Origin of the sequence: Castellaniella sp. (genome assembly GCF_004321985.1) — a bacterium.
In the GTDB taxonomy this organism is placed as follows: Bacteria; Pseudomonadota; Gammaproteobacteria; order Burkholderiales; family Burkholderiaceae_B; genus Castellaniella.
In genome coordinates this window covers 71,061-95,688 of the sequence record NZ_SCQN01000044.1, presented here as the reverse complement: position 1 = coordinate 95,688, position 24,628 = coordinate 71,061, and the positions used below count along the sequence as shown (strand labels likewise).

At 60.8% G+C, this 24,628-nt stretch carries 23 protein-coding genes; 7 read left to right on the top strand and 16 right to left on the bottom strand.

Features of this window, described 5'->3' with window-relative positions; all coding sequences use genetic code 11:
- Positions 1–97 precede the first annotated feature (97 nt).
- Both EPN31_RS10270 and EPN31_RS10265 read right to left on the bottom strand, forming a co-directional pair.
- On the bottom strand, positions 98–1,102 hold the full coding sequence (locus tag EPN31_RS10270; RefSeq protein ID WP_291772821.1) for a magnesium and cobalt transport protein CorA: 1,005 nt from the start codon (positions 1,100–1,102) through the stop codon (positions 98–100).
- Between the two features lie 11 nt (positions 1,103–1,113).
- On the bottom strand, positions 1,114–1,803 hold the full coding sequence (locus EPN31_RS10265; protein ID WP_291772820.1) for a hypothetical protein: 690 nt from the start codon (positions 1,801–1,803) through the stop codon (positions 1,114–1,116).
- 236 nt (positions 1,804–2,039) lie between these two features.
- On the opposite strand from EPN31_RS10265, the gene EPN31_RS10260 reads away from it, so the two are divergent.
- The gene (locus tag EPN31_RS10260) at positions 2,040–3,002 is read left to right on the top strand and encodes a PIG-L family deacetylase (protein ID WP_291772818.1); all 963 of its coding nucleotides are present in this window, start codon (positions 2,040–2,042) and stop codon (positions 3,000–3,002) included.
- Here EPN31_RS10260 and trmD read toward each other — a convergent pair.
- From trmD to rpsP, 3 genes are read right to left on the bottom strand one after another with little or no spacing between them, the layout of a single operon-like run.
- Positions 2,999–3,778: a tRNA (guanosine(37)-N1)-methyltransferase TrmD gene (trmD, locus tag EPN31_RS10255; protein WP_291773012.1), complete on the bottom strand. Its 780-nt coding sequence runs from the start codon at positions 3,776–3,778 to the stop codon at positions 2,999–3,001. The two genes, EPN31_RS10260 and trmD, sit on opposite strands and share 4 nt — an antisense overlap.
- Before the next feature lie 6 nt (positions 3,779–3,784).
- The gene (gene rimM / locus EPN31_RS10250) at positions 3,785–4,393 is read right to left on the bottom strand and encodes a ribosome maturation factor RimM (RefSeq protein ID WP_291772816.1); all 609 of its coding nucleotides are present in this window, start codon (positions 4,391–4,393) and stop codon (positions 3,785–3,787) included.
- Positions 4,394–4,412: 19 nt separating this feature from the next.
- On the bottom strand, positions 4,413–4,673 hold the full coding sequence (rpsP, locus tag EPN31_RS10245) for a 30S ribosomal protein S16 (RefSeq protein ID WP_291772813.1): 261 nt from the start codon (positions 4,671–4,673) through the stop codon (positions 4,413–4,415).
- Between the two features lie 452 nt (positions 4,674–5,125).
- Here rpsP and EPN31_RS10240 point away from each other — a divergent pair, with 452 nt between their 5' ends.
- Genes EPN31_RS10240 through EPN31_RS10225 form a run of 4 tightly spaced genes read left to right on the top strand, consistent with a single transcriptional unit; the run spans position 5,126 to position 9,543 of the window.
- A complete protein-coding gene (locus EPN31_RS10240; protein WP_291772811.1) occupies positions 5,126–6,736 on the top strand; it encodes an acyl CoA:acetate/3-ketoacid CoA transferase in 1,611 nt (536 codons plus the stop codon).
- Between the two features lie 42 nt (positions 6,737–6,778).
- The gene (locus EPN31_RS10235) at positions 6,779–7,570 is read left to right on the top strand and encodes an enoyl-CoA hydratase/isomerase family protein (protein WP_291772809.1); all 792 of its coding nucleotides are present in this window, start codon (positions 6,779–6,781) and stop codon (positions 7,568–7,570) included.
- A 31-nt stretch (positions 7,571–7,601) separates the two neighbouring features.
- Positions 7,602–8,750, top strand: a complete 1,149-nt coding sequence (locus tag EPN31_RS10230) for an acyl-CoA dehydrogenase family protein (RefSeq protein ID WP_291772807.1) — start codon at positions 7,602–7,604, stop codon at positions 8,748–8,750.
- A gap of 10 nt (positions 8,751–8,760) precedes the next feature.
- The gene (locus tag EPN31_RS10225; protein WP_291772805.1) at positions 8,761–9,543 is read left to right on the top strand and encodes a 3-ketoacyl-ACP reductase; all 783 of its coding nucleotides are present in this window, start codon (positions 8,761–8,763) and stop codon (positions 9,541–9,543) included.
- A gap of 24 nt (positions 9,544–9,567) precedes the next feature.
- Here the strand turns inward: EPN31_RS10225 and EPN31_RS10220 are convergent, their stop codons facing one another.
- From EPN31_RS10220 to EPN31_RS10170, 11 genes are all read right to left on the bottom strand, one after another.
- On the bottom strand, positions 9,568–10,596 hold the full coding sequence (locus EPN31_RS10220) for a LacI family DNA-binding transcriptional regulator (RefSeq protein ID WP_291772803.1): 1,029 nt from the start codon (positions 10,594–10,596) through the stop codon (positions 9,568–9,570).
- A 34-nt stretch (positions 10,597–10,630) separates the two neighbouring features.
- Entirely contained in the window at positions 10,631–11,071 is a 441-nt protein-coding gene (locus EPN31_RS10215; protein WP_291772802.1) for a MaoC family dehydratase, read from the bottom strand.
- A gap of 22 nt (positions 11,072–11,093) precedes the next feature.
- A complete protein-coding gene (locus EPN31_RS10210) occupies positions 11,094–11,867 on the bottom strand; it encodes an amidohydrolase (RefSeq protein WP_291772800.1) in 774 nt (257 codons plus the stop codon).
- Between the two features lie 44 nt (positions 11,868–11,911).
- Positions 11,912–12,916 carry an NAD(P)-dependent oxidoreductase gene (locus tag EPN31_RS10205; RefSeq protein ID WP_291772798.1) on the bottom strand — a complete coding sequence of 335 codons (1,005 nt, stop codon included), beginning with the start codon at positions 12,914–12,916 and terminating at the stop codon, positions 11,912–11,914.
- Between the two features lie 29 nt (positions 12,917–12,945).
- Entirely contained in the window at positions 12,946–14,550 is a 1,605-nt protein-coding gene (locus EPN31_RS10200; protein ID WP_291772796.1) for an ABC transporter substrate-binding protein, read from the bottom strand.
- 69 nt (positions 14,551–14,619) lie between these two features.
- On the bottom strand, positions 14,620–16,800 hold the full coding sequence (locus EPN31_RS10195; protein ID WP_291772795.1) for an ABC transporter ATP-binding protein: 2,181 nt from the start codon (positions 16,798–16,800) through the stop codon (positions 14,620–14,622).
- A complete protein-coding gene (locus tag EPN31_RS10190) occupies positions 16,689–17,567 on the bottom strand; it encodes an ABC transporter permease (RefSeq protein WP_291772793.1) in 879 nt (292 codons plus the stop codon). The genes EPN31_RS10195 and EPN31_RS10190 overlap by 112 nt, the downstream gene beginning before the upstream one ends.
- Positions 17,564–18,574 carry an ABC transporter permease gene (locus EPN31_RS10185; protein ID WP_291772791.1) on the bottom strand — a complete coding sequence of 337 codons (1,011 nt, stop codon included), beginning with the start codon at positions 18,572–18,574 and terminating at the stop codon, positions 17,564–17,566. The genes EPN31_RS10190 and EPN31_RS10185 overlap by 4 nt, the downstream gene beginning before the upstream one ends.
- 233 nt (positions 18,575–18,807) lie before the next feature.
- Positions 18,808–19,068, bottom strand: a complete 261-nt coding sequence (locus tag EPN31_RS10180; RefSeq protein ID WP_291772789.1) for a sulfurtransferase TusA family protein — start codon at positions 19,066–19,068, stop codon at positions 18,808–18,810.
- Complete coding sequence (gene alaS / locus EPN31_RS10175; protein ID WP_291772787.1) at positions 19,065–21,689, bottom strand: alanine--tRNA ligase; 2,625 nt, start codon at positions 21,687–21,689, stop codon at positions 19,065–19,067. Before alaS ends, EPN31_RS10180 begins: the two co-directional genes overlap by 4 nt.
- Positions 21,690–21,764: 75 nt before the next feature.
- Positions 21,765–22,517 (bottom strand): RNA polymerase sigma factor FliA, encoded by a 753-nt coding sequence (locus EPN31_RS10170; RefSeq protein ID WP_291772785.1) that lies wholly within the window; start codon positions 22,515–22,517, stop codon positions 21,765–21,767.
- Positions 22,518–22,776: 259 nt separating this feature from the next.
- On the opposite strand from EPN31_RS10170, the gene EPN31_RS10165 reads away from it, so the two are divergent.
- Together EPN31_RS10165 and fliD are read left to right on the top strand one after the other, a co-directional pair.
- A complete protein-coding gene (locus EPN31_RS10165) occupies positions 22,777–23,190 on the top strand; it encodes a flagellar protein FlaG (RefSeq protein ID WP_291772783.1) in 414 nt (137 codons plus the stop codon).
- Between the two features lie 37 nt (positions 23,191–23,227).
- A complete protein-coding gene (gene fliD, locus EPN31_RS10160; RefSeq protein WP_291772781.1) occupies positions 23,228–24,628 on the top strand; it encodes a flagellar filament capping protein FliD in 1,401 nt (466 codons plus the stop codon).

The window sequence follows — 24,628 nt, the reverse complement described above, 5'->3', positions numbered from 1 at the left end:
GCATTTCGAAAGGAATGGAGAAGTATTCTTCTGCTCAGCCGGCGACTTCGTCGATCGGTAGTTTCCCAGGGGCGCAGACAGATGGGACCACGCGCACCTAAAGCCAGCGGATTCGCTTGAACTTCCAGTACAGCAGCGCACAGAAGGCGAACGTTCCGCCCAACATGACCGGGTAACCGAAACGCCAGCTCAGCTCCGGCATGTCATGAAAGTTCATGCCGTAGATGCCCGCGACGGCCGTCGGCACCGCAAGAATGGCGGCCCAGGCGGCCAGCTTGCGCGTGATGTCGGTCTGCTGCATCTGGCCTATCATCATGGCGGCCTCGAACGCAAAGGCCAGCGCCTCGCGCAGGCCCGCCACCGACTCGGTCACGCGCTGGATACGGTCGCCGGTCTCGGCAAAATAGGCGCGGCTGTCGGCCCCGATGTTGCGCGTCTCCACATGCGCCATGCGCCGGCAGATCTCAGCCAGAGGCGCGATGGCGGTCTGCACCCGCAGCAGATCACGGCGACGGCTGTACAGGCGGCGGATATCCGCCTCTCGGAACCCACGTAACAAGAACTGATGTTCCACCTCCTCGACCAGCGCCTCGAAATGCGCGAGCGTGTCCACATAGCGATCCGCCAGCAGATCCAGCAAGGCGGACGCCACGTAATCGCTGCTGCGACCCTGAAAATCGGGAGACTCGGTCAGCAGGCTGCGCAGCTCACGATGTGACTCCGAAGAATGCCGGCGGATGGTCAGGATATAGCCCGAGCCGATCAGGATCTGGATTTCGCCCAGATTCGGCCGGTCACGGCTGAATTCCACGGTAATGGCCACGATCAGCGTCAGGTGGTCATATTCCACGATCTTGGGCCGCCGATGCACGGACAGAATCTCCTCGATGGCCCGGCCCGGGAGGCTCAGCTGTTCGCCTACCTGCTGCAACAGATCGTCTTCCGGGTCCTTCAACCCTACCCACAGCAGGCCGTGGCGGGAGGCGGCAGACGCACCGAGCTCGTCCAGCCCGACTTCCCGCGGATCCTGACCCACTCCATAGTGGGTGGATGCAACGGCGCAACGTTCATACCGAGCTGCCGCCGACGGGCTGGTTGTCACAGAGATGCCCCCTATCTGGACTGCGGGCTGAGGCCCTGCAGCAATTGTCCCAGGTTACCCGGCAACTGCCCCGGGCTCGCCGGCAGATCCAGCACACCCGGCGCCGGGGTCGCCGACGAAATCTTTTCCACTCTGAACTGCGTTTCGTAGGCCAGCAGCCCCATGCCACGCTGGTTCAGGGCAGACAACACCCGCTCGGTCCCCTGAGCAGGCTGCTGAGCAGCTGTCTCCAGCAAGACCGCCATGCGCGCAAGCACCTGGGTCAATTCACGCACCTCGGGTTGCGGCCCCAACACGCCACGCCCCGTCCGCGTACGGCCCTTGGTATCGACATAGGTCACCGAATAGACGTCGCCTGCGCGTCCAGCAACGGTCTCATGCGCACCCGTGGCGGCCAGACGCGTCAGTGACCGGATCATGTCGGGGGACGTCTGCAGCGGCCCACCGCCCAGCAGCCCCGCAGCACTCCGCGCATCCAGCACCAGTGGCTGTCCATTGATCTGCATGACCGAATAGACCTTGTCGCCCCGCATCAGCAGATAACCGCGCTGGACACCCGACACATCCACCCTGGCGTCATTGCCCTGGAAGCGGACGGTCAGCGTCCGGTCGCCCGCATGAACGGTTGCCACCCCAGCCACCGCCGAGCCTGTGGAAACCACGCAACACCCTGTGAACAGCAAAACCGCAATCCCACGCATGGACTACCCCGCAAAATTTGAGCACGCACTCAACGATAGCGGCTCCAGCCATTGCCCGACAAGATGCTGCGGTGCACAAATGTTTCCGGATCTTGCCTGACCGCGCAACTTGGATGATCCCCAGCGCGCTCATCGAGGTAACCCCGAATACATCTTTTTCAGATGCCACAATGGCGCGCGAAGCCGATCAGGGAGTAAATTCCTGGAACCTGTAGTGCAACAGAATACGCAAACTCATGACAGGGTACTTTCCCGCCTTGCAATCCGCTTTTGGTTCTCTTCGCTTTGGGGTGCTTGGCAGGATCGTGCTGGCGCTGTGGTGCCTGACGACGGCGACCGGGTCCTGGGCAGCCCCCCCACACCTCTGCCACGCGGGAACCGTGCTGACTGTGGTCGCCCACACCGACGATGACCTGCTCTTCATGAACCCGGATCAGGACAATGCCATCCACAAGGGGCTCTGTGTGCACACTGTGTACCTCACAGCGGGCGACCGGGGCGAAGGTCTGCCCTACCTGCAGCAACGTGAGCGCGGCATCATGGCCGCTTACGCGGCTATGGCACACAAATCGGACCTCTGGGACACAGACGGCCTGCGGCTGGACGGCCACACATTGTTGCGACACACACTGCGCGGCAACCCGCACATCCAACTCATCATGCTGCGTATCCCTGATCCCTGGCTGGGGCCGGGCTGGGGCAGTCTGACGCCGCTCAGTCGGCTGGAGTCGATCCCAGACACGCAGGTGCAGTCTTACGGGCCCTACAGAGAAACCTATACACGGGGTGGCTTGGTGTCCCTGCTGGCCGGCCTGATCCAGACCGAATACCCTCAGGAAGTCCGCACGATGGACCCCACGATCCAGGTGGCCTACCAAGCCCTGTGCTGGCGCTGCGAGGGGCACGACCATCCTGACCACATCGCCAGCGCGCGCCTGATGGACGACGCCATGGCCACCGCCCCCGGACTGTATGCTCGCGTGGCCTACCTGGACTATCCGAGCCAGGAACGCGCCATCAACCTGACTGACGCGGAAGTCGAACGCAAGACGGCCATCTTCATGCGCTACATGAAGGACGACCCACACTACTGCCCGGATGTGTCCCGGTGCTCTGAAGTCCGGGGGCCGGAGGCCAAATGGGTGGAACGGCAATACACCGTCAGCAACACCCGCGTAACCGCAACGGCGGTCCGCTAATCTTCCGATGTAAGGCCGGCGAGAACCGCCTCGTCGGCAGCATTCAGAAGGCCCGCACGCCGCGCGGCGGCAATCAGATCGGGGCGCTTCACGGCGGTCAGTCTCAAGGACTGCTCGCGGCGCCAGGCAGCGATCCGTGCATGGTGACCCGACAACAGCGGTGCGGGAACGGCGGCCCCATCCCAGACTTCCGGGCGAGTGTAGTGGGGGTTATCGAGCAGACCATCCAGGGTCGGGCTGAAAGAATCCTGCTCTGCCGACTCCGCATCATGCAATGCTCCGGGCAGCAGCCGCACCACGCTATCGATCAGGACCATGGCGCCGAGCTCCCCACCAGAGAGCACGAAATCCCCCAGTGAAACCTGCTGGTCCACGCAGCGGTCAATGAACCGCTGGTCGATCCCCTCGTAGCGCCCACAGATCAGGATGGCCCCTGAACCGCTCGCCCACGACTGAGCCCGTTGCTGCGTATGCACGTCCCCAACTGGAGACAGCAACACGACAGGGGCAGGCCGGCCAACCGGATCGGCCTCCGATTGCTGCCGGGCGACCCGTGCGGCCGCAACGGCCAGAGCCAGCGGTTCGGCCATCATGACCATCCCCGGCCCGCCACCATAGGGACGGTCATCGACTGTCCGGTGGACATCATGCGTAAAATCGCGAGGATTCCAGGTGACCAGGGACCACAGGCCGTGGCCATGGGCGCGACCGCTGATGCCGGAGTCGCGCACGGCGGCGAACATCTCCGGGAACAGAGTGATCAGGTCGAAACGCATGGGCATTCAGAATTCGGCCGGCCAGTCGCTGTCGATGCGTCGTGCCGGCAGGTCAACCCGCTGGACATGCGCCGCAACGAATGGAACCAGCCCGTGACGGGGACGGCCCTGGGGATCGAGCCGGATCTGGAAATCACCGGAATCCGTCAGCTTGCCCAGTGCCACCTGAAGGACTGCATGGGCGCCATTGTCGAAAATTTCGTCCACCTGGCCCAGCAGCACCGGAGACCCATCTGCCTCACCATAGAGGAAACAGCCAATCAGATCGACCCAGTAGTATTCGTCTTCGGCTGGCGCCGGGAACGATGCCCGGGAAACCCAGATCGTCAGGCCCCGCAAAGCCTGTGCCTGGTCCCGATCGGTCACACCCTCGACCTGGGCCAGAAGATGGGAACCGCCTGGCCGACACGCCAGTACACGGACCGCGTGGGGTAAGCTGTTGGCCTGGGCTCCGGCTGTTGCCAACCACCAGATTCTGGCAGATCCCAGGGCACTGCCCTGACGCGAGTGAGGCTGAATTTTCAGCCAGCCGTGCACGCCATGAGCCGCCACCACCTGGCCGACCGCAACCAGATCGCCGGGCGTGGCAAGGCTTGCGTCGGCGGGCTCTGCCATGAAAAAAAGGCGATGCCCGTCAGGCCGTCGCCGAAACCGTGGCGGAGAATTCCTTGACCAGACGATCGACCGTGCCGGAGGGCTGGGCGCCGTTATCCACCCAGTATTTCACCCGATCCAGCGCAATCCTGAGCTTTTCCTGGCCTTCGACCGCGACGGGATTGTAGAAGCCCACGCGTTCGATGAAGCGCCCATCGCGACGATTGCGCGAATCAGCAGCGACGACATTGTAAAAGGGGCGCTTCTTCGAGCCACCGCGTGCCAGACGAATCACAACCATGAAGAGTTCCTTGAAAATACTGTAAAAAGCATTGGATTCTATCATTTGGTCCAATGTGACGCAATGGTCTTTCGAGGTCCACGGAAGCCGCAGTAGCACCCAAGGAGATTCCACTCCTATGTTGGGTTTTAACCTGCTCGCTAACTCGCTATTAGATCGATCTCGTCATTTATTATCAATTACTAAATTATGCTTATCGGACAAATAGGCACTAGGATAGGTCACACCCATACCCCCATCAACTGAACATCTTGGCAGCGAAACCAGCTGAGATGTCCTTCTCGCGGAAGGGCATGAGTACTAAGGTGCAATCCTGGACGGTCTGAGCACATTCAGACGCAGCATTCCCAGATAAGTTTTTTTGACCAAAACTTTAGATCGATCTAAAATTGCCAGAACTACTGGCAGATTCAGAGGACAAACAGTCTGAATCCAAAAGGGAGGGATTCACGATGGCTGAAGTTGTAACAGCGCGTGCCGCTGCCGCGGTAGTACGTTCGGGCGAGACACTACTCATAGGCGGTTCCGGTGGCGGCCACGCAGTCCCCGACGCACTGATGGCCGCGCTGGGCAAACGCTACACCGAGTCTGGAGAACCACGCGGTATCACGGCCCTGCATCCCGTCGGACTGGGCGACGGTAAAGGCAAGGGCGCCGGGTACTTTGCCCAGGAAGGCCTTCTTTCCCGCGTCATTTCTGGCACGTACGTAAACTCGCCAAGCATTTCCGATCTCGTACTAGCCGACAAGATCGAAGGCTGGACCCTGCCACAAGGCGCTCTGTCACAGTTAATGCGCGAAATGGCTGCGGGCCGGGCTGGGCTACTGACGAAGACCGGCCTGCACACCTTCGTCGACCCACGATTGGGGGGCGGCCGCCAGTCGTCGGCAATCACCGAAGAATTGGTCGAACTCACGACCTTTCGAGGCGAGGAATACCTGTTCTACAAGCCCTACAAGGTCGATGTGTGCTTTCTGCGCGGCACCACGGCAGATGAAGATGGCAACGTCACGATGGAACAAGAAGCGGTATTCGGCGAGATGCTGTCCGAAGCCCAGGCCACGCGGCGTAATGGGGGTGTCGTCATCGTGCAGGTCAAGCGCCTGGCCAAACGCGGCACGCTGGCGCCCAAACAAGTCAAGATCCCAGGCATCCTGGTCGACCTTATCGTGGTCGACAGGGATCAGCCTCAAACTTATCTCACGCCGTATAGCCCCTCGTACGCCGGCGAGCTGAAGACTCCAGCATCGGACATGCCTTCGATGCCATTCGGCGTGCGCAAAATCATCGCAAGGCGGGCGGCCCAGGAGTTGTTCCTGCAAGCAGTGTGCAACCTGGGCTCCGGCATCTCCACCGGCATCGCCAACATCGCAGCCGAAGAAGGAGTGCTTGACCATATTTGCCTGACCAACGAGCAAGGCCTGATTGGCGGAGCCCCGGCTTCCGGGGGCGACGCAGGCGCGGCCAGCAACTACGCCGCCATGGTCGACCAGCCCTATCAATTCGATTTTTATGATGGCGGCGGACTCGATATCGCGTTCCTTTCCTTTGCCGAGGTCGACCGCGAAGGCAACGTCAACGTCAGCCGATTCGGCACACGCATCATCGGGCCGGGGGGATTTATCAACATCAGCCAGAATGCCCGCTGCGTGGTGTTCAGCGGCACCTTCGCCGCCGGGGAGAGTCAGATCGACTGGCCCAATGGCCTGACCCGCATCACCCGCGACGGCGCACACCCCAAGCTGGTCAAGGCCGTGCAGCAAATCACCTACAGCGGTCAATACGCGATGGAGCGTGGACAGAAGGTCTATTACGTGACCGAGCGCGCCGTATTCCGCCTGACGGCGGACGGGGTTGAACTCATTGAAATCGCCCCCGGCGTGGACTTGGACCGCGACATCCTGGCGCATATGGGATTCCGCCCTCTGCTATCGCCCACCCTCAAGAAAATGGATGCGCGGCTTTTCCAGGAAAACGCCATCGGACTAGGTGAGCACATGCTCGCCCGCGCTGGCCGCCCAAAGCCGGCGGCACTCGCTGCACTGCAAAACTTGCGCGGATGAGCGGCACGTGAACAAGACCCCCTACCCCGCGGAGAACTAGGCATGAGCGGAAAGACAAGCGCAAAAATGAGCGGGAAAGTCACTCTGGCCATCGCAGACGGCATCGCTGAAATCACGCTGGATCGTCCTGAAAAGATGAACGCCGTCACGCCCGAGATGGCGGCAGAGCTGGAGGCGCACTGCCGCGAAGTCGACCGGACCGACACAGTGCGCGTCGTCCTCATCAAGGGAGCCGGCGAACGGGCATTTTGCTCGGGCAGCGACTTGAACGCCCTGGCCCAATATGAAACGCCCTGGCATTTTCGCAACCGGATCGAATATGCGGCAACCCTGCGTAATGTCCGCAAGCCCGTCGTGGCGGCTCTCCATGGATGGGTGCTGGGCGGAGGCGCTGAGCTGGCGCTGGGCGCGGACATCCGGGTAGCCGGGCGAAGCATGCGCTGCGGGTTCCCTGAAGTGACTCGCGGCTGGGTCGGCGGAGGCGGCGCTTCGCAGCTGCTGCCCCGTCTGATCGGCTATGGGCCTGCCATGAAACTGCTGCTTCTAGGGGCACCGATAACCGCAGAGGAAGCATTCCGCCTGGGATTGGTGGAGTTCTTGGTAGAGGATGCCCAAGTCGCCGAACGGGCCAGGGCCATTGCCTCCCGCCTCGCAACTTTCAGCCCGATTGCCACGCAATCAGTCAAATCCTCGGTGAGAGCGGCACTGTCTTCCTCCCTGGACGCCGGGTTGCGCTACGAAAACGAAATGAACACCTTGTGCTTCAGCGCCGGCGACCACCTGGAGGGGATCAGAGCCTTCAACGACCACCGCGCAGCGAGCTTCAAACGATGACCTCACCTCCTCCTGAAAGAGAACCCTGATCATGACTCCTTGGCTCGACCTGCCGCTGAGCGAGATGCAAACCATGATTCGTGAATCGGCGCGAACATTCGTGAACGAACGGGTACGCCCCATCGCTGCGGAGCTGGATGAAACCGAGCGCTATCCGGCGGAGATTTACCAGGAAATGGCGCAGCTGGGCATGTTCGGCATCACAATTCCCGAGGCCCACGGCGGGGTAGACGCCGGCACCCTAGCCTACGCGGTGCTGATGGAAGAACTGGGCCGAGGCTATGCATCGGTGGCCGATCAATGCGGACTGATCGAACTGGTGTCGTCATTGCTGTCCGAACACGGCACCCTCGAACAGCGTGAACGATATCTGGTCCCCTTGTTGCGCGGTGCGCGGCGCTGCGCTTACGCCATCACGGAAGCGGAGGCTGGGTCCGATGTCGGCGGAATCCATACCACCGCCACCAAAACGCCAGGCGGCTGGGAACTTTCAGGTGCGAAGCTATGGATTCATAATGCGCCCATCGCCGATTTTGCCGTAGTGTTGACGCGCACCTCAGTGGAACTGGGCAAGCGCGGCATGAGCATCTTCATCGTCGATGCCGACCTGCCGGGCTTTGGACGGGGCAGAAAGGAACACAAGATGGGGCAGCGTGCTTCGCCCCTGGGGGCGCTATCGTTCGACAAGGTCCCCTTGTCCGATGATGCCCTTCTAGGGACACCTGGCCAGGGTTTCAAAATGATGATGAACGTGCTCGACAAAGGTCGGATCGGAATCTCGGCACTGGCGGTTGGCATCGTACAGGCAGCGCTGGAGGCCTCGATTGACTATGCCAAGATCCGCCATCAATTCAAACAGCCGATCGCCGACTTCCAAGCCGTGCAGTGGATGCTCGCCGACATGGCCAAAGCGGCACACGCGGCGCGGCTCATGACGCACGCTGCCGCAAGCAAGATGGACCGGGGTGAACGCGCATCGGTCGAGGCATCGATGGCCAAGTGCTTTGCAGGAGACGCCGCCGTCGAACAAACCGCCAACGCGGTGCAAATTCACGGCGGCATGGGCTATACGCGCGGTGTCGAGGTCGAACGCTTGTACCGCGACGCCAAGATCACTCAGATTTACGAGGGAACAAACCAGATACAGCGCATGATCATCGCGCGCGCGCTGCTGGCCTGACGAAAAAAACATGAAAACGACGCAAGAACGCCCCGTAGCGCTGGTCACCGGAGCACGCCGCGGAATAGGAAGAGGCATCTGCCTGGAACTCGCCAAAGCGGGCTTCAATCTGGTCATGAACGACATCGTGCACGATGCCGCCATGACAGACGCCCTGGAAGAAGCGGCAGAGCATGGTGCGCGGGTGCAGCCATTCATCGGCGACATCACCGACAGCCAGGTGCGCCATGCGCTGGCGGATCTGGCATGGACCCATTTCGGCACACTGAATTGCCTCGTGAACAACGCGGGCATATCGGTCAAAAAGCGGGGGGATATCCTGGACGTGACCGAAGCAAGCTACGACCAGTTGCTCGACACCAATCTCAAGTCCATGTTTTTCCTGACTCAGGCAGTCGCTTCACGTATGCTGGCCGACCCTCCGCCGGCCTTTCCCAGGACCATCATTAATATTTCTTCCGCCAACAGCATCATGGCCTCGCAAAACCGCGCCGAATACTGCATTTCGAAGGCAGGTATTTCAATGGCGACCAAGCTGTACGCCCTCCGTCTGGCGCCCGTGGGGATCAATGTGTACGAGATACGCCCAGGCGTGATCGAAAGCGACATGACACGGGTGGCTCGCGCCGACTACGACAAGCGTATTGCCGAAGGACTGACGCCCATCCCCCGCATCGGCCTCCCTCGCGACGTGGGTCAGGCCATCGCCTGCCTGGCGCGAGGAAACGCATTCCCATTCAGCACGGGCGATGCATTCCATATCGACGGCGGCCTGCATATCCATCAGCTGTAAGGCTGTAAGTGACCGACAGGTTGCTCAAGTGGATTCCCGCTTGATCAGCGTGGGGGAAAGAATGATCTTCTGCGGCGGGCGGTCGGGATTATCGATGCGGTCGAGCAAGACGCGCGCTGCATATCGCCCCATCTCCTTGATCGGCACCCCGACCGTGGTCAGGCGGGGCATCCACAGTCCGGACTCCGTAATGTCATCGTGTCCGGTGACGGCGAAATCCACGCCTATGCGCAAGCCATGGCGCATCAGCCCAAGCATGACGCCAAAGGCGGATATATCGTTGAAGCAGACCGCGGCAGTCGGTGGGTTCGTGCGTTTCAGAAGTTCTTCGATCGCCACCATACCGTTCTGGCGGGTGGGCGCCGCATCGATCACCAGGCTTTCGTCGAAGGGAAGTCCCGCGCCTGTGATGGCATCCACATAGCCCCTGAGGCGTTCCCTGCCGGTGGACGTCCGCTCGCTAGAGCAGACCATCGCGATGCGGCGATGTCCCAGACCTATCAAATGCTCAGTCGCCAGATGCAGCCCGAGTTCGTTATCGTTTCCCACGAAATCGGCCCGTACACCGCGTACATGACGCGATAGGAAGACAAACGGGATGTGCAGCTCATTCAGGCGCCGGATGGTGGCGACAGGCGTATCAATGGCCGGGCAGATGATCAGGCCATCGACGTTGTATTCACGCATGGTGTCAATGAACGCGGCCTGTTTCTGCAGCGACTCGCTATTATGGCTCAGCACCGTCACGCGATCGACCGTCGACAAACCGTCCTCAGCTGCTGCGGTCAACTCGGCAAAATACGGATTGGTCAGATCCGTGATCGACACGCCGACGATATGCGAACGGCGCGAGCGTAAGCTCGCAGCCCCACGGTTATAAACGTATCCAAGGTCGTGAGCAGCCTGTTCAACGCGGATGCGCGTGGCTTCCGCAACCAGCGGGCTGTTGCGCATCACCAGGGAAACCGTGGCACGCGACAGCCCCGTTTGCCGCGCGATATCCAGCAAGGTGACTCCGCGCACCCTTGCACCAACCGAATCGTCCGCCACCATTCAGCCTATCCTGATAAGGTCTCACCCAGAAAACCTATTGCTTAAGTACCCACTTCAAGATGTGACTTCCAGTCAGGCAGAGCTCGCCCTCCTGATTGGTAATCTCGACCTTCGATCGGCTACGTACCGCCTTTTCGTCCACCTCTTCTATGGTGTAGCGCGCGGTCAGTGTATCACCGACGAATACGGGCCTTATGAAGCGGATTCGGTCATAACCCAGGGAGACCGGGGTGCCCGAAGCGCCCCGTTCCATCGAGCGGTGCGACATGAGGGACGCGACCGTGGACAATAGCCCCATGACGAGTCCGCCATGCGCAATTCGTCTGCCAAAGGCCGTCCCGCGTGCGTAGGCTTCGTTGACGTGTATGGGGTCAAAATCACCGCTGATCGCCGAAAAAAAGGCGAAATCACATTCATTGACTGTCTTGCTGAACTCGACCTGCTCACCAGGCCAAAGTTGTGTGGGATTGGTCATCGAACGCTCTACACCCAGGGATTCAAAAACCGTACAGCTCGGCCGGGTTATCGACTAGTATCTTCCTGCGCGTATCCTCATCGGGCGCCCAGTCCAGTAACAGGTCGAGCATGGCCGGCGTGGAAGGTTCGGTCAACATGCCAGGATGCGGCCAGTTCGAAGCCCACAAGCAGCGGTCAGGATGGGCGGCAACCAGCGCACGAGCCAGGATACTCACGTCGTCATAGGCCGGCGCGCCGATTTTGGACGTCTCATAAGGGGCTGAAAGCTTCACCCAGCACCGGCCGGAATCCAGCAGCCTCAGCAGCGACTGAAACCCCGGATGCGAAAGCGCCACGGGTTCAAGAAACTTGCCATTATGATCAATGACCAGGTTGCCGGTCAGGCGCGCCAGCATGGGTTCATACTCCGGCAAGCGGCGGCCATCGAGTTGCAAATTGATATTCCACCCCAGCGGCCGAATCCTCTCCGACATCATGGGAAGCGAATCCCAGGTCATCAAGGGATTACCCACCATGAGATAACGCAAGCCGCGAATGCCCTGGTGATGCCATTGATCCAATTCCCCATCGCTGACCTCGGGCCGGGCCACGGCGATGCCGCGCGCCGATGCGCCGAATGCAGCCAATGCATTGAGCGTGCATCGGTTATCGAAACCATAACTGCTGGGTTGCACCACCACGACCCGCGACAGGCCCAGATCCCTTTGCACCTCCCGGTAAGCATCGGCTGTCGCCTCGGGAGGAAAAGTCGTCGCCGTCGGCGCCCATGGGAACCGACGGTCGTAAACGTGCATGTGACAATCACAGGCGTCCGCTGGGGCTCGCAGCTTTACGCTCGTCACAACCCGCCTCCAGCAACCAGCCACGACAGGCGTGTCGCCTGCGCGGCATTGACCGCTCCCTCGGGGGCAAGCCCGGACAAGATAACACCGACCTGTTTGACGGTCTGTAGCGCCTGGAACTCCACTGCGGGCGGCGTCAGGCCGGCCATGTGCGGCGTGGCAATGACTTTTGGATGGCGTGCCAGCAACGGGCTGGGCAACTGATCAGGCGCACGGCCGACATCGATAGCACAGCCCGCGATCCGCCCCATATCGAGTGCCCCCAGCAGGGCAGCCTCGTCCACGAGATTGCCGCGTGAGGCATTGATGAAGAAGGCAGTAGACTTCATGTGCGAGAATGAACTGGAGTCCATCAGATTCTCGGTTTCTCCGGTCGCAACCGCTAGGCAAACGACATAGTCGGACCGCTCGAGTAGCTCGGGTAGCCCGACCTGACGGACCCCAGCATCATCGACTGAAACATGGGGGTCGGACACCAGAATCTCCATCCCGAAAGCCCGGGCCAACCCGCAGACATAACGACCGATCTGCCCGTACCCTATCACGCCTAGCGTAGATCCTCGCAACTCACGCCCCATCATGGGTGTCGGTGACACACCGGAGCGGAAGCTTTGCGACAACGCGCTGATCTGGCGGCTGAGATCGATCATGACGCCCATGATCCACTCCGACACCGAGGCCATGAACCCGGGCCCGGTGTGCGTCACCAGGATGCCCAGGCCGCTGGCTGCCGCTACATCGACGTTGCGGATGTCAACGGCGCAACGAGAAAAGGACACCAAGTCCGGCAATGCCTGAAAGAGGGCCGCCGGGGCTGCGGTCTGGCGATACGACACAATTACATCGCAGCCCTGCGCAGCCTCGATCAGCTCGTCCAGGTTCCATTCCCGCCCAACTTCATTAAGCCGCACGTCGGCAAGCTTTTGCAAACCGCACAGAGCCTTGTCACCGTAGTACTTCACCAAGGCTTCGTGCGGATGCGTCAACAATATCCTGGCCATTGATGTCCCCGCTCATTCAATGAACACGCTCAGCGATGCGCATTACGCAAATCTGCCTGCCATCCAGCCGCCGTCAGGGGAAAACTCTTCACATCGTTACGGACGGCAATTCTGTAGATCGGTTGAAACAGGATCACCAAATTGGCCTGATCGACCATCTGCTTCTGGTACTCGACCCACAAATCGCTCTGCTTCGCCGGATCGGCCTCCACTGTTGCGCGGCGCACCAGGTCCTGTAGTTCTTGCGGTGGCGTCCAGTGCACCCGCTTGGCGACTCGCCCCACCGTTGCTTGCGCCCAAAGCTCATCCGCAACCGCAGGCGGATTCCAGAAGGTCAGGACCGCGGTGCTCTTGCCCGTCGTATACGCCGTGCGCAGGTTGACCTGATCCACAGGTTTCAGGTTGACCTTGATGCCGACACGCGCCAGGTCGGACTGAATCTTTTGCCCGAGGATCTGATATGAAACCCCGGCAATCGTGGCATTGCCATAGCTCAGGTCGAACTCAAATCCATTCGGCAGTCCAGCCTTTTTCAACAGTTCCTTCGCATGGTCCAGGTCCTGCCTGAAACCTATTTTGCGTGCGATCTCTTCGGTGGAGCCTATCACACCGATAGGGAGAAACGATGCGGGCCGCTGCGCATATCCGCCCAACAGGCCGTTCTTGATGCCGTCGTAATCGATGGAATATCCAATCGCCTGACGCGCTTCCTTGATGGCCAGCGCCTTGTTGAATTCGGGGTTCTGGGTGACGGCCATATAGATGAAATCGAGGCTGGGCAATTTCTCGATCCGGACTTTCGAATTGTTTTTCAAGCCGCCAATCTGCTCGGGCAATAAGTTGAACGCTACATCGACATCTCCACGCTCGACGGCCAGCAACTGAGCCGCGCTATCGGGGAGGTGGCGAATCACGATCCGCTGGAACCCGGGCTTGCCGCGCCAGTAGTGCGGGTTCTGAACTAACTGTATTTGTACATTGCGCTCCCACGCGGCAACACTATAGGCGCCGGTTCCGCATGAGTGCCCATTCAGCCAATCGGTCGCCTTGTCACCCGCGCCACCCACCCCGCCGTGCTTTTCGAGCACCTTGCGTTCGTAGATCGCCCAGGTCGGCGAGGCCAGCAGGTCCATGATGGGAGCGGCAGGGTCCTTGAGAAGAACGTCGATAGTCTTGTCGTCGACCGCCGTCACAGCCTCGATATTCTTCAGGTAAAGCCAAGGCTGATCATTGAGCCCTCTCAGGCGCTCGAACGACCAAACTACGTCATCCACCGTCATCACGTTGCCGGTGGCAAACTTGACCCCCTGGCGAATGGACAGCCGCCAACCCTTGCCGTCGGAGGTACGCGCCCACGACGTCGCCAGCGCTGGCACGACCGCGGTGTAGTTGCCGGGGTTCATGGTGTCCAGCATGTCATAGGCCGCCAACAACGTCAGCGGCGGCGTGTACTGGGCCTGCCGCCCAGGATCGAGCGTAATGGTGTCACTGATATCCAGGCCTATGACCAGAGTTTCCTTGCGGCCGCTTGCGGCGGCGATGCCCGGCAACCCCGACAGCGCTAAGCCTGCTCCACCACCCGCCAATAGCTGCAACAGTTGGCGGCGGTTGACCGAGATTATCTTGTCGTTCATGAGAGTTCTCCTTTGCTGGATTGACAACGTCATGCTCGATGACCGAAACGATCAAGCTGCATGAACTTCTTAAAATTCACCCGGAAAATGGCAGGCGACGAAGTGACCAGGCTGCCGTTCCACTAAAGGCGGTTCCACTTCGGCACAAATTCCTTTCGCGATCGGACACCGCGTACGGAACGGACATCCTGAAGGTGGAGCGATGGCACTGGCCGCTTCACCGGCTAACACCAGCCGCTGACGCTCGCGCTCGATCTTCACATCGGGCACAGGAATCGCGGAAATCAGGAACCGCGTGTAAGGGTGCAACGGAGTGGCAAACAATTCGCCCGGCGAAGCAACCTCCACGATTCGCCCCAGATGCAGAACGATGATTCGGTCAGAAATGTGATGGACGACGGCCAGATCATGGGAAATGAACAGATAGGTCAACTTGAAACGTTCACGCAGATCAGCCATCAAATTGATGATCTGGGCCTGGATGTTGACGTCCAGCGCTGATATAGGTTCATCGGCGACGATGAAATCGGGTTCGAGCGCAATCGCTCGCGCAATCGCCACACGCTGCCGCTGCCCGCCCGAAAACTCATGCGGATAACGGTCGATGACCTGTGGCCCCAGGCCCACCACGTCAAGCAGCTGTTTGACACGTTCGCGGGTCTGAGCATCGCCACAGGTCACCCCGTGGAACTGCAGGGGCTCGCCCAGTGTGCGCCCGATCGTCATGCGCGGATTCAAACTGGCATAAGGGTTCTGGAAAACCATCTGCATGCGCCGCCGAAGCGGTCTGAGCTCGGACGGCAGCGCGTGAGTGATGTCGTGGCCGTCAAACATAATGCGGCCGCTGGTTGGCTTCAACAAACGCAAAAGCGTGCTACCCAGCGTCGACTTGCCGCAGCCGGATTCACCGACGAGACCCAGGACCTCGCCCGGCCAGATTTTCAGGCTGACTCCATCCACCGCGTGCACCACGGATCGCCTGCCAAACACGTGGCCACGCAACGGAAAATGCTGCACCAGATTCTCGGCCTGCAGCAAAGGGGTGCCGGGATCGGCTGAGGCCCCCTTCGCTTCTTCGTCATCCATTGTCGATGCCACCGCCGTCCTGCGGACGAACTTCGTGCCGTCGCGCGCCACCCAGCAACGCGAGGTATGGCCCGGCTGCATCTGGAACAGAGGCGGATGCTCGTCACATTGCGGCGTGCGAAATGGGCAGCGAGGTGCGAAACGGCATCCCTTGGGCTGGTTCAGAGGATCGGGAGGCATCCCCTCGATGCTGTTGAGGCGGTGATCCCTCATCGCGCCCACTCTAGGGGAAGCGTTCATGAGGGCCCAGGTATAAGGATGGCGAGGATTGCTCAGGACTTCTTCAGTCGGCCCCTCTTCCACGATCTCGCCCGCATACATGACGACGACGCGCGAACATACTCCCGCGATGACGCCCAGATTGTGACTGATCAGGACCACCGCCGTGCCGTAATCGCGGTTCAGATCCTTCAACAACTCGAGAATCTGCGCCTGCACGGTGACATCCAACGCCGTGGTAGGCTCATCGGCTAACAACAGCGCCGGCTGGTTACTGAGCCCCATGGCAATAACGACCCGCTGGCGCATGCCACCAGAGAATTGATGAGGATAACAAGTCACCGCGTGCTCTGGCGCAGTAATGCCCATGCTGCGGAGCAGGAATACAGCGCTGCGCGCGGCGTCCGCCTCGCTGCGGCCATGCACCGTCATGGCTTCGGACAATTGCTGCTCGATGCGCAGAACCGGGTTGAGCGAGCTCATGGGGTCCTGAAACACAATGGCAACGTCGCCGCCGCGCAACTGGCGCAACTCTTCGGTGCCCATCTTCAATACATCGCGGCCCCGGAACAATACCTCGCCACCGGCAATATGCGCCTGGCCCTCGATCAGGCGGACGATGGACATTGCCGTCACGCTCTTTCCCGAGCCGGATTCACCGACGATACCGACGATCTCTCCGGCCGAGACGCTAAAGCTCACGCCGTCGACGGCGCGCACCATTCCGGAATCCGTATAAAAATAGGTCCGCAGATCCCGTACTTCAAGCAAGGGTTGCTGCGCTTTTTCGGCGGAAGCAACGGTCGCTATCGTGTCGTTCAACTCATCCATGGCTACCGCCGCCTCGTCTTGGGATCTAGCCAGTCGCGAACGCCGTCGCCAATGAAGTTGAACGCCATCACCACCGTGAAGATGGCCAGGCCAGGAAAGGCCGATACCCACCATTGCGCGACCAGTTGACGGCCCTCGGCCACCGTCGACCCCCATTCCGGCATCGGCGGCACGACCCCGAGTCCCAGGAACGAAAGCCCCGCGAAGGTAATGATGGCGTTACCGATATCCAGCGTCACCAGCACGATCAGCGGACCGATCGCATTCGGAATGATATGGCGTGCCAGGATGCGGCCGGGGCCAAACCCCGCGACGACGGCCGCCGTGACATACTCCTGCGAACGCTGCTGCAGCACCAGCCCTCGTGTCAAGCGGGCAAACTTGGGCCACCACACCACCAGCATGGCGGTAATCGTATTGACGGTTCCTATCCCTAGCGCGGCGCCGATGGCCAAGGCAAGAATGATGGGCGGAAAGCACAGGACCAGATCAGTGAAGCGCATCAGCACGCTGTCAATCCAGCTCCCCGCGTAACCGGCAACTCCTCCGATCAACGCCCCCAGCAACGCGCCAATGGCTACCACGATAACGCCGGACGTCAACGAAATACGCGCCCCATAAAGCAACCGAGTGAAGCCATCGCGACCCAGTTCATCGGTTCCCAGCAAATGGGCCATGCTGGGCGGCTGAAGCCGGGCCGAAAGATTGACCGCGTCGGGCAGGTAGGGACCCACCAGTGGTGCGAAGACCGCCAGGAAAACCCAGACGAGAATGATCAAGGTGCCCAGGGCGGCCAGACCGTAACGCCGTTGCCAGCGCAAGGCACGCTCCATGAAGGGCGGCCGGGCATTATCGACAAGGGTGGCTGGGACAGCGCTCATGTGCGCAACCTAGGATCGAGAAATGCATAGCTGACGTCAACCAGAAAATTAATCACAAGATAGACCAGGGCGACCAACAAGGTGACCCCCATGATGGCGGGAATATCGAGGGTAGCTGCGCTCTCAAAGGTGTAGCGGCCCAGCCCGGGCCAGGAAAATACCGTCTCGGTCATGACCGCCCCCGTCAGCAGTTGGGCGTAGGCCAGGCCGCTGACGGTGACAATGGGAATCAGGGCATTAGGCAGGACATGGCGCAGGAGCAAGTAGCGCTCGCCAAGCCCTTTGGCCCGACCCATGCGCACATAATCCTGGTAAATGACTTCGAGCATGCTGGCGCGCACGGTGCGGGTAATCAACCCCGTCGTCGCTGCCGCGAGCACGATCACGGGCAGCACCAAATGAGAGGCCACATCACGCAAGCCTTCCCAATCGCCCGCCATGATGGTGTCGATCAAGTAAAAACCCGTCCCTCCCTGTGGCGGTAAACTGATGGGATCGAGCCGCCCCGGTCCTGGTGCAATCCCAAGATAGCCATAAAAGAAGGAAAGCATGATGAAGGCTAACCAGAAGGTTGGGGCCGACACGCCCAGCAGTGAAACGAATCGTGCCAGGTGATCCTGCCAGCCGTCTCGTTTGACCGCGGCAAGGATCCCCAACGGCAACCCCACGACCAGGGCCAGCAGGAAACCCAGCGTCGCCAATTCAAGCGTGGCAGGTGCGTAGGTCTCGATATCGGTCAAGACCGGGCGATGCGAGGCGATCGATATCCCCAAGTCGCCATGCAGCAGATTAGTCAGAAAGACCAGGTAATGCTGCCACAGCGGTAAATCAAGCCCGTATTGGTGGCGCATGGCGGCCACGAAAGCCGGATTGGACGCTGCAAGATCCCCCAACTGAGCCAAGACGGGATCTCCGGGCACCATGTTCGTGATCAAAAATACGATCAAAGTCGCTAATAGGGCCATTCCTAACGCAGACAACAACCGTAGGAAACAAAACCGAATCATGTGCCGGACGCCCTCGATACGATTTAGATCGATCTAATTAGCGACTGGTCTATGATAATTATGTGGTCTGAGTATTGTCACTATGGATTTCCCTAATGCAGGACCCGCTGCTCGGGAGAGCCTGTAGGCAACAATCAACAAGCGCTTTCACACTCGTTGCGTTAGATGAAATGAAGGGCGATTCTGGAAGAGAACGCCCTTAGATCGGTATGCGCCCGAACCCGAACAAAATCTCAGCGTCGCCGAATATAGTGAACAACCGAAGCGACGACGTCTCCTTGCGGCTGCTGAGCCAGCAGCGCATTCCCAGTCTGTCGGCAAAACGCCTGAAAATCGCCCACTGCGTGGGGATCCGTCGTCAGAACCGACAGCACCTGCCCGCTCTCGAGCGCCGCGAGCGCCTTCTTGGCGCGCAAAATCGGCAGCGGGCAATTCAGGCCGCGCGCGTCGATCTGCTCATCGACAACCGGCAGCCCGCTGGCACCCTCGGTCATGCAGCCCCCAAACGATCGGACAGCCAGGCCCGTACGCCGGCGATGGCACCATCCAGCGCGCCCACATCGGAGCCGCCACCCATGGCCATGTCAGGACGACCGCCCCCTTTGCCACCCACCTGCGCAGCAACCGCTCCCACCAGATCGCCAGCCCGGACCCTGGACGAAAGCTCCGGACTCACCCCCGCCACCAGGCTGATCTTGTCGTCCGTCACTGCCGCCAGGAGAATGACGGCCGAGGACAGCCGGGATTTCAGCTGATCGACCATGCCGCGCAGCGCCTTGGGGTCAACGCCATTGAGGCGATGGGCGAGGAGCTTCACGCCAGCCACCTCCACCGCCTGGCTGGCCAGGTCGGCGCCAGCTGCAGCCATGAGCTTCCCCTGCAGGCGCTCGCGCTCATGCTCGCCCTCACGCAACTGCTGCTGCAAGGCCAATACCCGGTCAGGCACGTTGTCCGGTTGCGTCTTCAGCAAGCCTGCTGCATGCTGCAGGACGCCCTGAGCCTGCTGCACCCACGCCAGCGCGTTGCGCCCGGTGATGGCCTCGACCCGGCGAATGCCGGCAGCCACGCCACCTTCGGATGTGATTTTGAACAAGCCGATGTCGCCGGTACGGACGACGTGCGTCCCACCGCACAGCTCACGCGAAAACCCGATGTCGAGCACCCGCACCACATCCCCGTATTTTTCGCCGAATAGAGCCATGGCGCCGCCCGCAACCGCCTGATCGTAGGCCATCTCCTGAGTCTGAACGGCCTGGTTGGCCAGGATCTGATCATTGACGATCACTTCTACCTGGGCGATCTGCTCAGGCGTCATGGGAGCGTCGTGCGCAAAGTCGAAGCGCGTCTTGTCGGGGTCGACCAGAGAGCCGCGCTGATGCACATGATCTCCCAGGACCTGACGCAAGGCCTTGTGCATGAGGTGCGTGGCAGAGTGATTCCGCATGGTATCCGCGCGCCGCCGGGCATCGACTTGGGCTTCCAGCACATCGCCCACCGACAGGGTGCCCTCGACCAAGGTGCCATGGTGGCCAAACACATGGCTCTGAATCTTTTGAGTATCGGCGACCCGGAACCGCGCGGCCGGGTTGGACAGCAGGCCGGTATCGCCCACCTGACCGCCCGATTCCGCATAGAACGGCGTGGCATCCAGCACGACCACAGCGTCCTGGCCCTGGGCAATCGCAGTCACCGAGGTCCCGTCTACATACAGGGCCGTCACGGTCGCCGGACCGTCCAGACGCTCGTAGCCGTCGAACCGCGTTTGCACGCCGTCGTAGTCCAGCCCCGCAGCAGCCTTGAACTTTCCGGCCGCGCGCGCCTGCTCGCGCTGGTGCGCCATGGCCCGCTCGAAACCCGCCAGATCGACCTGAATCTTGCGCTCACGGCAGATATCCGCCGTCAGATCCACCGGAAACCCGTAAGTATCGTAGAGTGTGAAAAGCGTCTGGCCATCCAGCGCCTGCCCCGCAGGCAACTCCGCCAGGGCTGACTCCAGGATGCGCATGCCGTTTTCCAGCGTTTCACCGAAGCGCTCTTCTTCCTGGCGCAGCACCTGCTCCACGCGCGACTGCTGCGCAGCGAGCTCGGGATACGCGGCCCCCATCTGGGCCACCACATCAGCCACGAGGCGATAGAAAAACACCCCCTTCTGGCCCAGCTTGTGACCGTGACGCAAAGCCCGGCGGATAATCCGCCGCAGCACATACCCCCGCCCTTCGTTGCCCGGAATCACACCGTCGACCACCAGAAAGCTGCAGGCGCGGATATGATCCGCGATGACCTTCAGGGAGTTGTCGGACAGATCCTGTGCGCCCGTCTCGCGCGCAGCCGCACGGATCAGATGCTGGAACAGGTCGATGTCGTAGTTGGAGTGCACATGCTGCAGCACGGCGGCAATCCGCTCCAGGCCCATGCCGGTGTCCACGCAGGGCTTGGGCAGCGGATGCATGACGCCTTGGGCATCACGCTCGAACTGCATGAACACCAGGTTCCAGATCTCTATATAGCGATCGCCGTCTTCCTCAGGCGACCCCGGAGGCCCACCCCAGATTTCCGGCCCGTGATCGTAAAAGATTTCGGAACACGGGCCGCAAGGCCCAGTATCGGCCATCTGCCAGAAATTGTCCGAAGCATAACGGGCGCCCTTGTTGTCGCCGATGCGGATGATGCGCGCAGCCGGCACGCCCACCGTCTTTTCCCAGATCTCATGAGCCTCGTCATCGTCCTGGTAGACCGTGACCCAGAGCTTGTCCTTTGGCAACCCGAAGACCTCGGTCAGCAGGGTCCAGGCGAAGATGATGGCGTCACGCTTGAAATAATCGCCGAAGCTGAAATTGCCCAGCATCTCGAAAAAGGTATGGTGGCGCGCCGTATACCCCACGTTTTCAAGATCATTGTGCTTGCCGCCCGCCCGCACGCAGCGCTGCGCGGTAGTGGCGCGGCGATAGGCGCGCGTATCTTTGCCCGTGAAAACGTCCTTGAACTGCACCATCCCCGCGTTGGTGAACAGCAGTGTGGGATCGTTGGCCGGCACCAACGGTGACGACGGCACGATCTGGTGTCCCTGGGATTCAAAGAAAGACAGAAACTTCTGACGAATTTCGGCGGTTTTCATTCTGGGATTCGCAACGGCGGAAATGCCAACGGAGCATTATAGAATGGCTTTCCACCGCGCATGTGCGCGCCACCGCTACAACAAGCGGACGTAGCCTCCTGCATCCGCCTCGGGTTCCCAGGAGTGCTCGGCCAGCCATGCGCGGATCCGGGCAACAGCCTGCGAGCGGATCTGCGACACGCGGCCCTCGGTGATCTGCAGCACCGCGGCGATTTCCTTCTGATTCAGATCCTGTTCGAACTGCAGCGACAGTAGCAGTTTTTCCCGCTCGGGCAGACTTTCAATGGCCCGGATCAGCGCAGTGCGCAAGCCATCGTGCATCAGCCAGTCCAAGGGATTTGCCAACGTGTCGGCCGCCACACTGTCGATCACCGATTCGCCATCACGGTCCTCACGGTGCTGAGCCAGATCCTCGTACATCAGGACCTGCACGCCGCGAGCTTCTTCAAGCAGCGTCTGATAGGCTGCCAGGTCCAGGCCCATTTCCTCAGCAATTTCCGACTCGGTCGCCTGGCGCATCAGCCGGTGATTGAGCGTCCGGATACTGGCTTCGATGCTGCGCGCCTTGGTGCGTACGCTGCGCGGTAGCCAGTCCTGGCTGCGAAGTTCATCGAGCATGGCGCCCCTGATACGCGTGACCGCGTAGGTCTCGAATTGCGCGTCAGCTTGCTGCTGATAGCGGCGCACGGCATCCAACAACCCCATCATGCCCGCCTGCATCAGGTCGTCCAGCTCCACGTTGGCTGGCAATTTGCCAATCAGCGCCAGCGCCTGGCGGCGCACCAAAGGGGCATATTGTCCAATGAGCTGGTCCTCGGACAGAGGCATCGCGCAACCCATGATCCATGAAAGACGCCAACAGTATGCACCATGCACGCCGACACATTTACGGGAGCAAACGCGGGTTCTCCCGGGACTTTCACCGACTGGGGTCGGTTTCTCACGGGATATCATCCGAAAAGGAGCGTCCCCCACCTAAAGTTTCGGACGACACGACCGTTATTGCTGAGCGAGAAGCATGGATCTGGGCGTGCAAACGAAGGCGCCCTCCGATCGAGAACAAGGCAAAACCCAGAGAGGTCAGCGCATGATTCAACCTATCGTCAACTCACTGACGTCCAGCGGGCTGGGCCAGGCTGCGCCGATACTGGATCAGCCCAATGCCCAGCCTCAGCCGGCCACCCAGGTGATGCCTGCCGCGGAGACCGGGTCTGAACAGGCGCCGCAAACGCTCGTTGGTACGGGTACCCAGGCCGTGCAAAAATACCCCGAGCCGTCGAAATCTTCTCTGGAAAAGGCGCTGGACTCCGTCAACGACAGTCTGAAGGCCTGGTCCACGGGAATGCGGTTCGATATGGACAAGGACGCCCAGCGCCTGGTGATTTCCATCGTGGACAGTTCCACTGGAAAAGTCCTGCGGACGATCCCGTCCGAGGCAGTCCTCAGAGTTGCCAAGATGATTGCCAAATTCCAGGGCTCCGGGGTGGACACCCAGGCCTGAAGCCCCCGGCGAGACACCACCACACGGAGAACCACTGATGCCTACCGTACAATCCTTGGGAATGTCGGGGCTACCGCTCGACAGCCTGCTCACCAATCTGCGAAACAACGAAAATCTGGCACTACAGGCAATCCAGAACCGGCAGACTGCAGCCCAGGCCAAGCTGTCGGCGTACGGAAAACTGCAGGCTGCGGCATCGGCCTTCCAAGTCGCCGCACAGCTAGTCGCCAAATCCGACAGCTACGGCGCCATCACCTCGACAGCGGGCTCCGACGCGATCTCGGCCACAGCGACCTCAGCGGCCATCCCGGGACAATATGCGATTCAGGTGAACCAGCTCGCGACTTCGCAGACACTGGTCTACAACGGCCTCAGCGACCGCACCACCCCGATCGGCACCGGCGGCACGCTGAACATCACGACCGCTGATGGCAAGACCCACACGCTGGACCTGACGGGGCAGGACACTTCGCTCGACGGCTTGGTAAAGGCCATCAACGCCAACGCCGATATCGGCGTGAACGCCACGATCGTGAACGACGGCGGGACCAGCCCCTACCGCCTGCTGCTCACCAGCCGCACGACCGGCACGCAAGCGGCCGTGACCCAGATCGGCGTCACGGGCAACAGCAACCTGCAGGCCTTCCTGGGTACCTCCATCACCACCGGCGCTTCGGGCTCCACCAGCAGCAATGCCGCCATCCAGGTACAGGCCGCGCAGGATGCCTCACTCTCCGTCAACGGCATCGCCATCACCAGCCACACCAACACGGTGAGCAATGTGATCGACGGCGTGACGCTCACGCTGAACAAAACCACCACCAGTGCAACCAGCCTGAATCTGTCGCGTAACAACGACGTGGCCAAGAAGGCCATTACCGATTTCGTAGCGGCTTACAACACGCTGCAAAGCACGGTGAAATCACTCACCGCATACGATGCCGACAGCCGGACGTCGTCGGCCCTGACGGGCGACTCCGTAGCCCGCTCGATCCAGACCCGTATGCAAGGCGCGCTCTCCGGCGCCATCGATTCCACCACCGGCACCACACTGGCATCCATCGGCATCACAACAGATCCGACCACGGGCCAGTTGAAGGTCGATCAGACCAAGCTCGACAAGGCGCTGTCGGACAACATGAATGGCGTAAAATCGCTGTTCACGAGCAGCGCCGGCGCGGGAACACGCGTCGGGGCGGCGGCCGACACCTTCACGCGCGCTGGGGGCATCTTCTCGACCACCACCGACGGCCTGAACAAGACCATCGCCGACATCAAGAAACAGTACGACGCCACATCCAGCCTGATCGACCAGCGCATGGCGACCTACAGATCTCAATTTACGCAACTGGACGGCATGGTGACCCAGATGAATTCGCTGAGCAGCTACCTGACCCAGCAGCTTACCGCGCTGAACAGCACCAAGAACTCCAAGTAA

Excerpts from the sequence above, each read along its gene's own strand:
- EPN31_RS10265 (WP_291772820.1), bottom strand. The coding sequence starts at position 1,803 with ATGCGTGGGATTGCGGTTTTGCTGTTCACAGGGTGTTGCGTGGTTTCC.
- EPN31_RS10260 (WP_291772818.1), top strand. The coding sequence starts at position 2,040 with ATGACAGGGTACTTTCCCGCCTTGCAATCCGCTTTTGGTTCTCTTCGC.
- trmD (WP_291773012.1), bottom strand. The coding sequence starts at position 3,778 with ATGCGTTTCGACCTGATCACTCTGTTCCCGGAGATGTTCGCCGCCGTG.
- rimM (WP_291772816.1), bottom strand. The coding sequence starts at position 4,393 with ATGGCAGAGCCCGCCGACGCAAGCCTTGCCACGCCCGGCGATCTGGTT.
- rpsP (WP_291772813.1), bottom strand. The coding sequence starts at position 4,673 with ATGGTTGTGATTCGTCTGGCACGCGGTGGCTCGAAGAAGCGCCCCTTT.
- EPN31_RS10240 (WP_291772811.1), top strand. The coding sequence starts at position 5,126 with ATGGCTGAAGTTGTAACAGCGCGTGCCGCTGCCGCGGTAGTACGTTCG.
- EPN31_RS10235 (WP_291772809.1), top strand. The coding sequence starts at position 6,779 with ATGAGCGGAAAGACAAGCGCAAAAATGAGCGGGAAAGTCACTCTGGCC.
- EPN31_RS10230 (WP_291772807.1), top strand. The coding sequence starts at position 7,602 with ATGACTCCTTGGCTCGACCTGCCGCTGAGCGAGATGCAAACCATGATT.
- EPN31_RS10225 (WP_291772805.1), top strand. The coding sequence starts at position 8,761 with ATGAAAACGACGCAAGAACGCCCCGTAGCGCTGGTCACCGGAGCACGC.
- EPN31_RS10220 (WP_291772803.1), bottom strand. The coding sequence starts at position 10,596 with ATGGTGGCGGACGATTCGGTTGGTGCAAGGGTGCGCGGAGTCACCTTG.
- EPN31_RS10215 (WP_291772802.1), bottom strand. The coding sequence starts at position 11,071 with ATGACCAATCCCACACAACTTTGGCCTGGTGAGCAGGTCGAGTTCAGC.
- EPN31_RS10210 (WP_291772800.1), bottom strand. The coding sequence starts at position 11,867 with ATGCACGTTTACGACCGTCGGTTCCCATGGGCGCCGACGGCGACGACT.
- EPN31_RS10205 (WP_291772798.1), bottom strand. The coding sequence starts at position 12,916 with ATGGCCAGGATATTGTTGACGCATCCGCACGAAGCCTTGGTGAAGTAC.
- EPN31_RS10200 (WP_291772796.1), bottom strand. The coding sequence starts at position 14,550 with ATGAACGACAAGATAATCTCGGTCAACCGCCGCCAACTGTTGCAGCTA.
- EPN31_RS10195 (WP_291772795.1), bottom strand. The coding sequence starts at position 16,800 with ATGGTGGGTATCGGCCTTTCCTGGCCTGGCCATCTTCACGGTGGTGAT.
- EPN31_RS10190 (WP_291772793.1), bottom strand. The coding sequence starts at position 17,567 with ATGAGCGCTGTCCCAGCCACCCTTGTCGATAATGCCCGGCCGCCCTTC.
- EPN31_RS10185 (WP_291772791.1), bottom strand. The coding sequence starts at position 18,574 with ATGATTCGGTTTTGTTTCCTACGGTTGTTGTCTGCGTTAGGAATGGCC.
- EPN31_RS10180 (WP_291772789.1), bottom strand. The coding sequence starts at position 19,068 with ATGACCGAGGGTGCCAGCGGGCTGCCGGTTGTCGATGAGCAGATCGAC.
- alaS (WP_291772787.1), bottom strand. The coding sequence starts at position 21,689 with ATGAAAACCGCCGAAATTCGTCAGAAGTTTCTGTCTTTCTTTGAATCC.
- EPN31_RS10170 (WP_291772785.1), bottom strand. The coding sequence starts at position 22,517 with ATGCCTCTGTCCGAGGACCAGCTCATTGGACAATATGCCCCTTTGGTG.
- EPN31_RS10165 (WP_291772783.1), top strand. The coding sequence starts at position 22,777 with ATGATTCAACCTATCGTCAACTCACTGACGTCCAGCGGGCTGGGCCAG.
- fliD (WP_291772781.1), top strand. The coding sequence starts at position 23,228 with ATGCCTACCGTACAATCCTTGGGAATGTCGGGGCTACCGCTCGACAGC.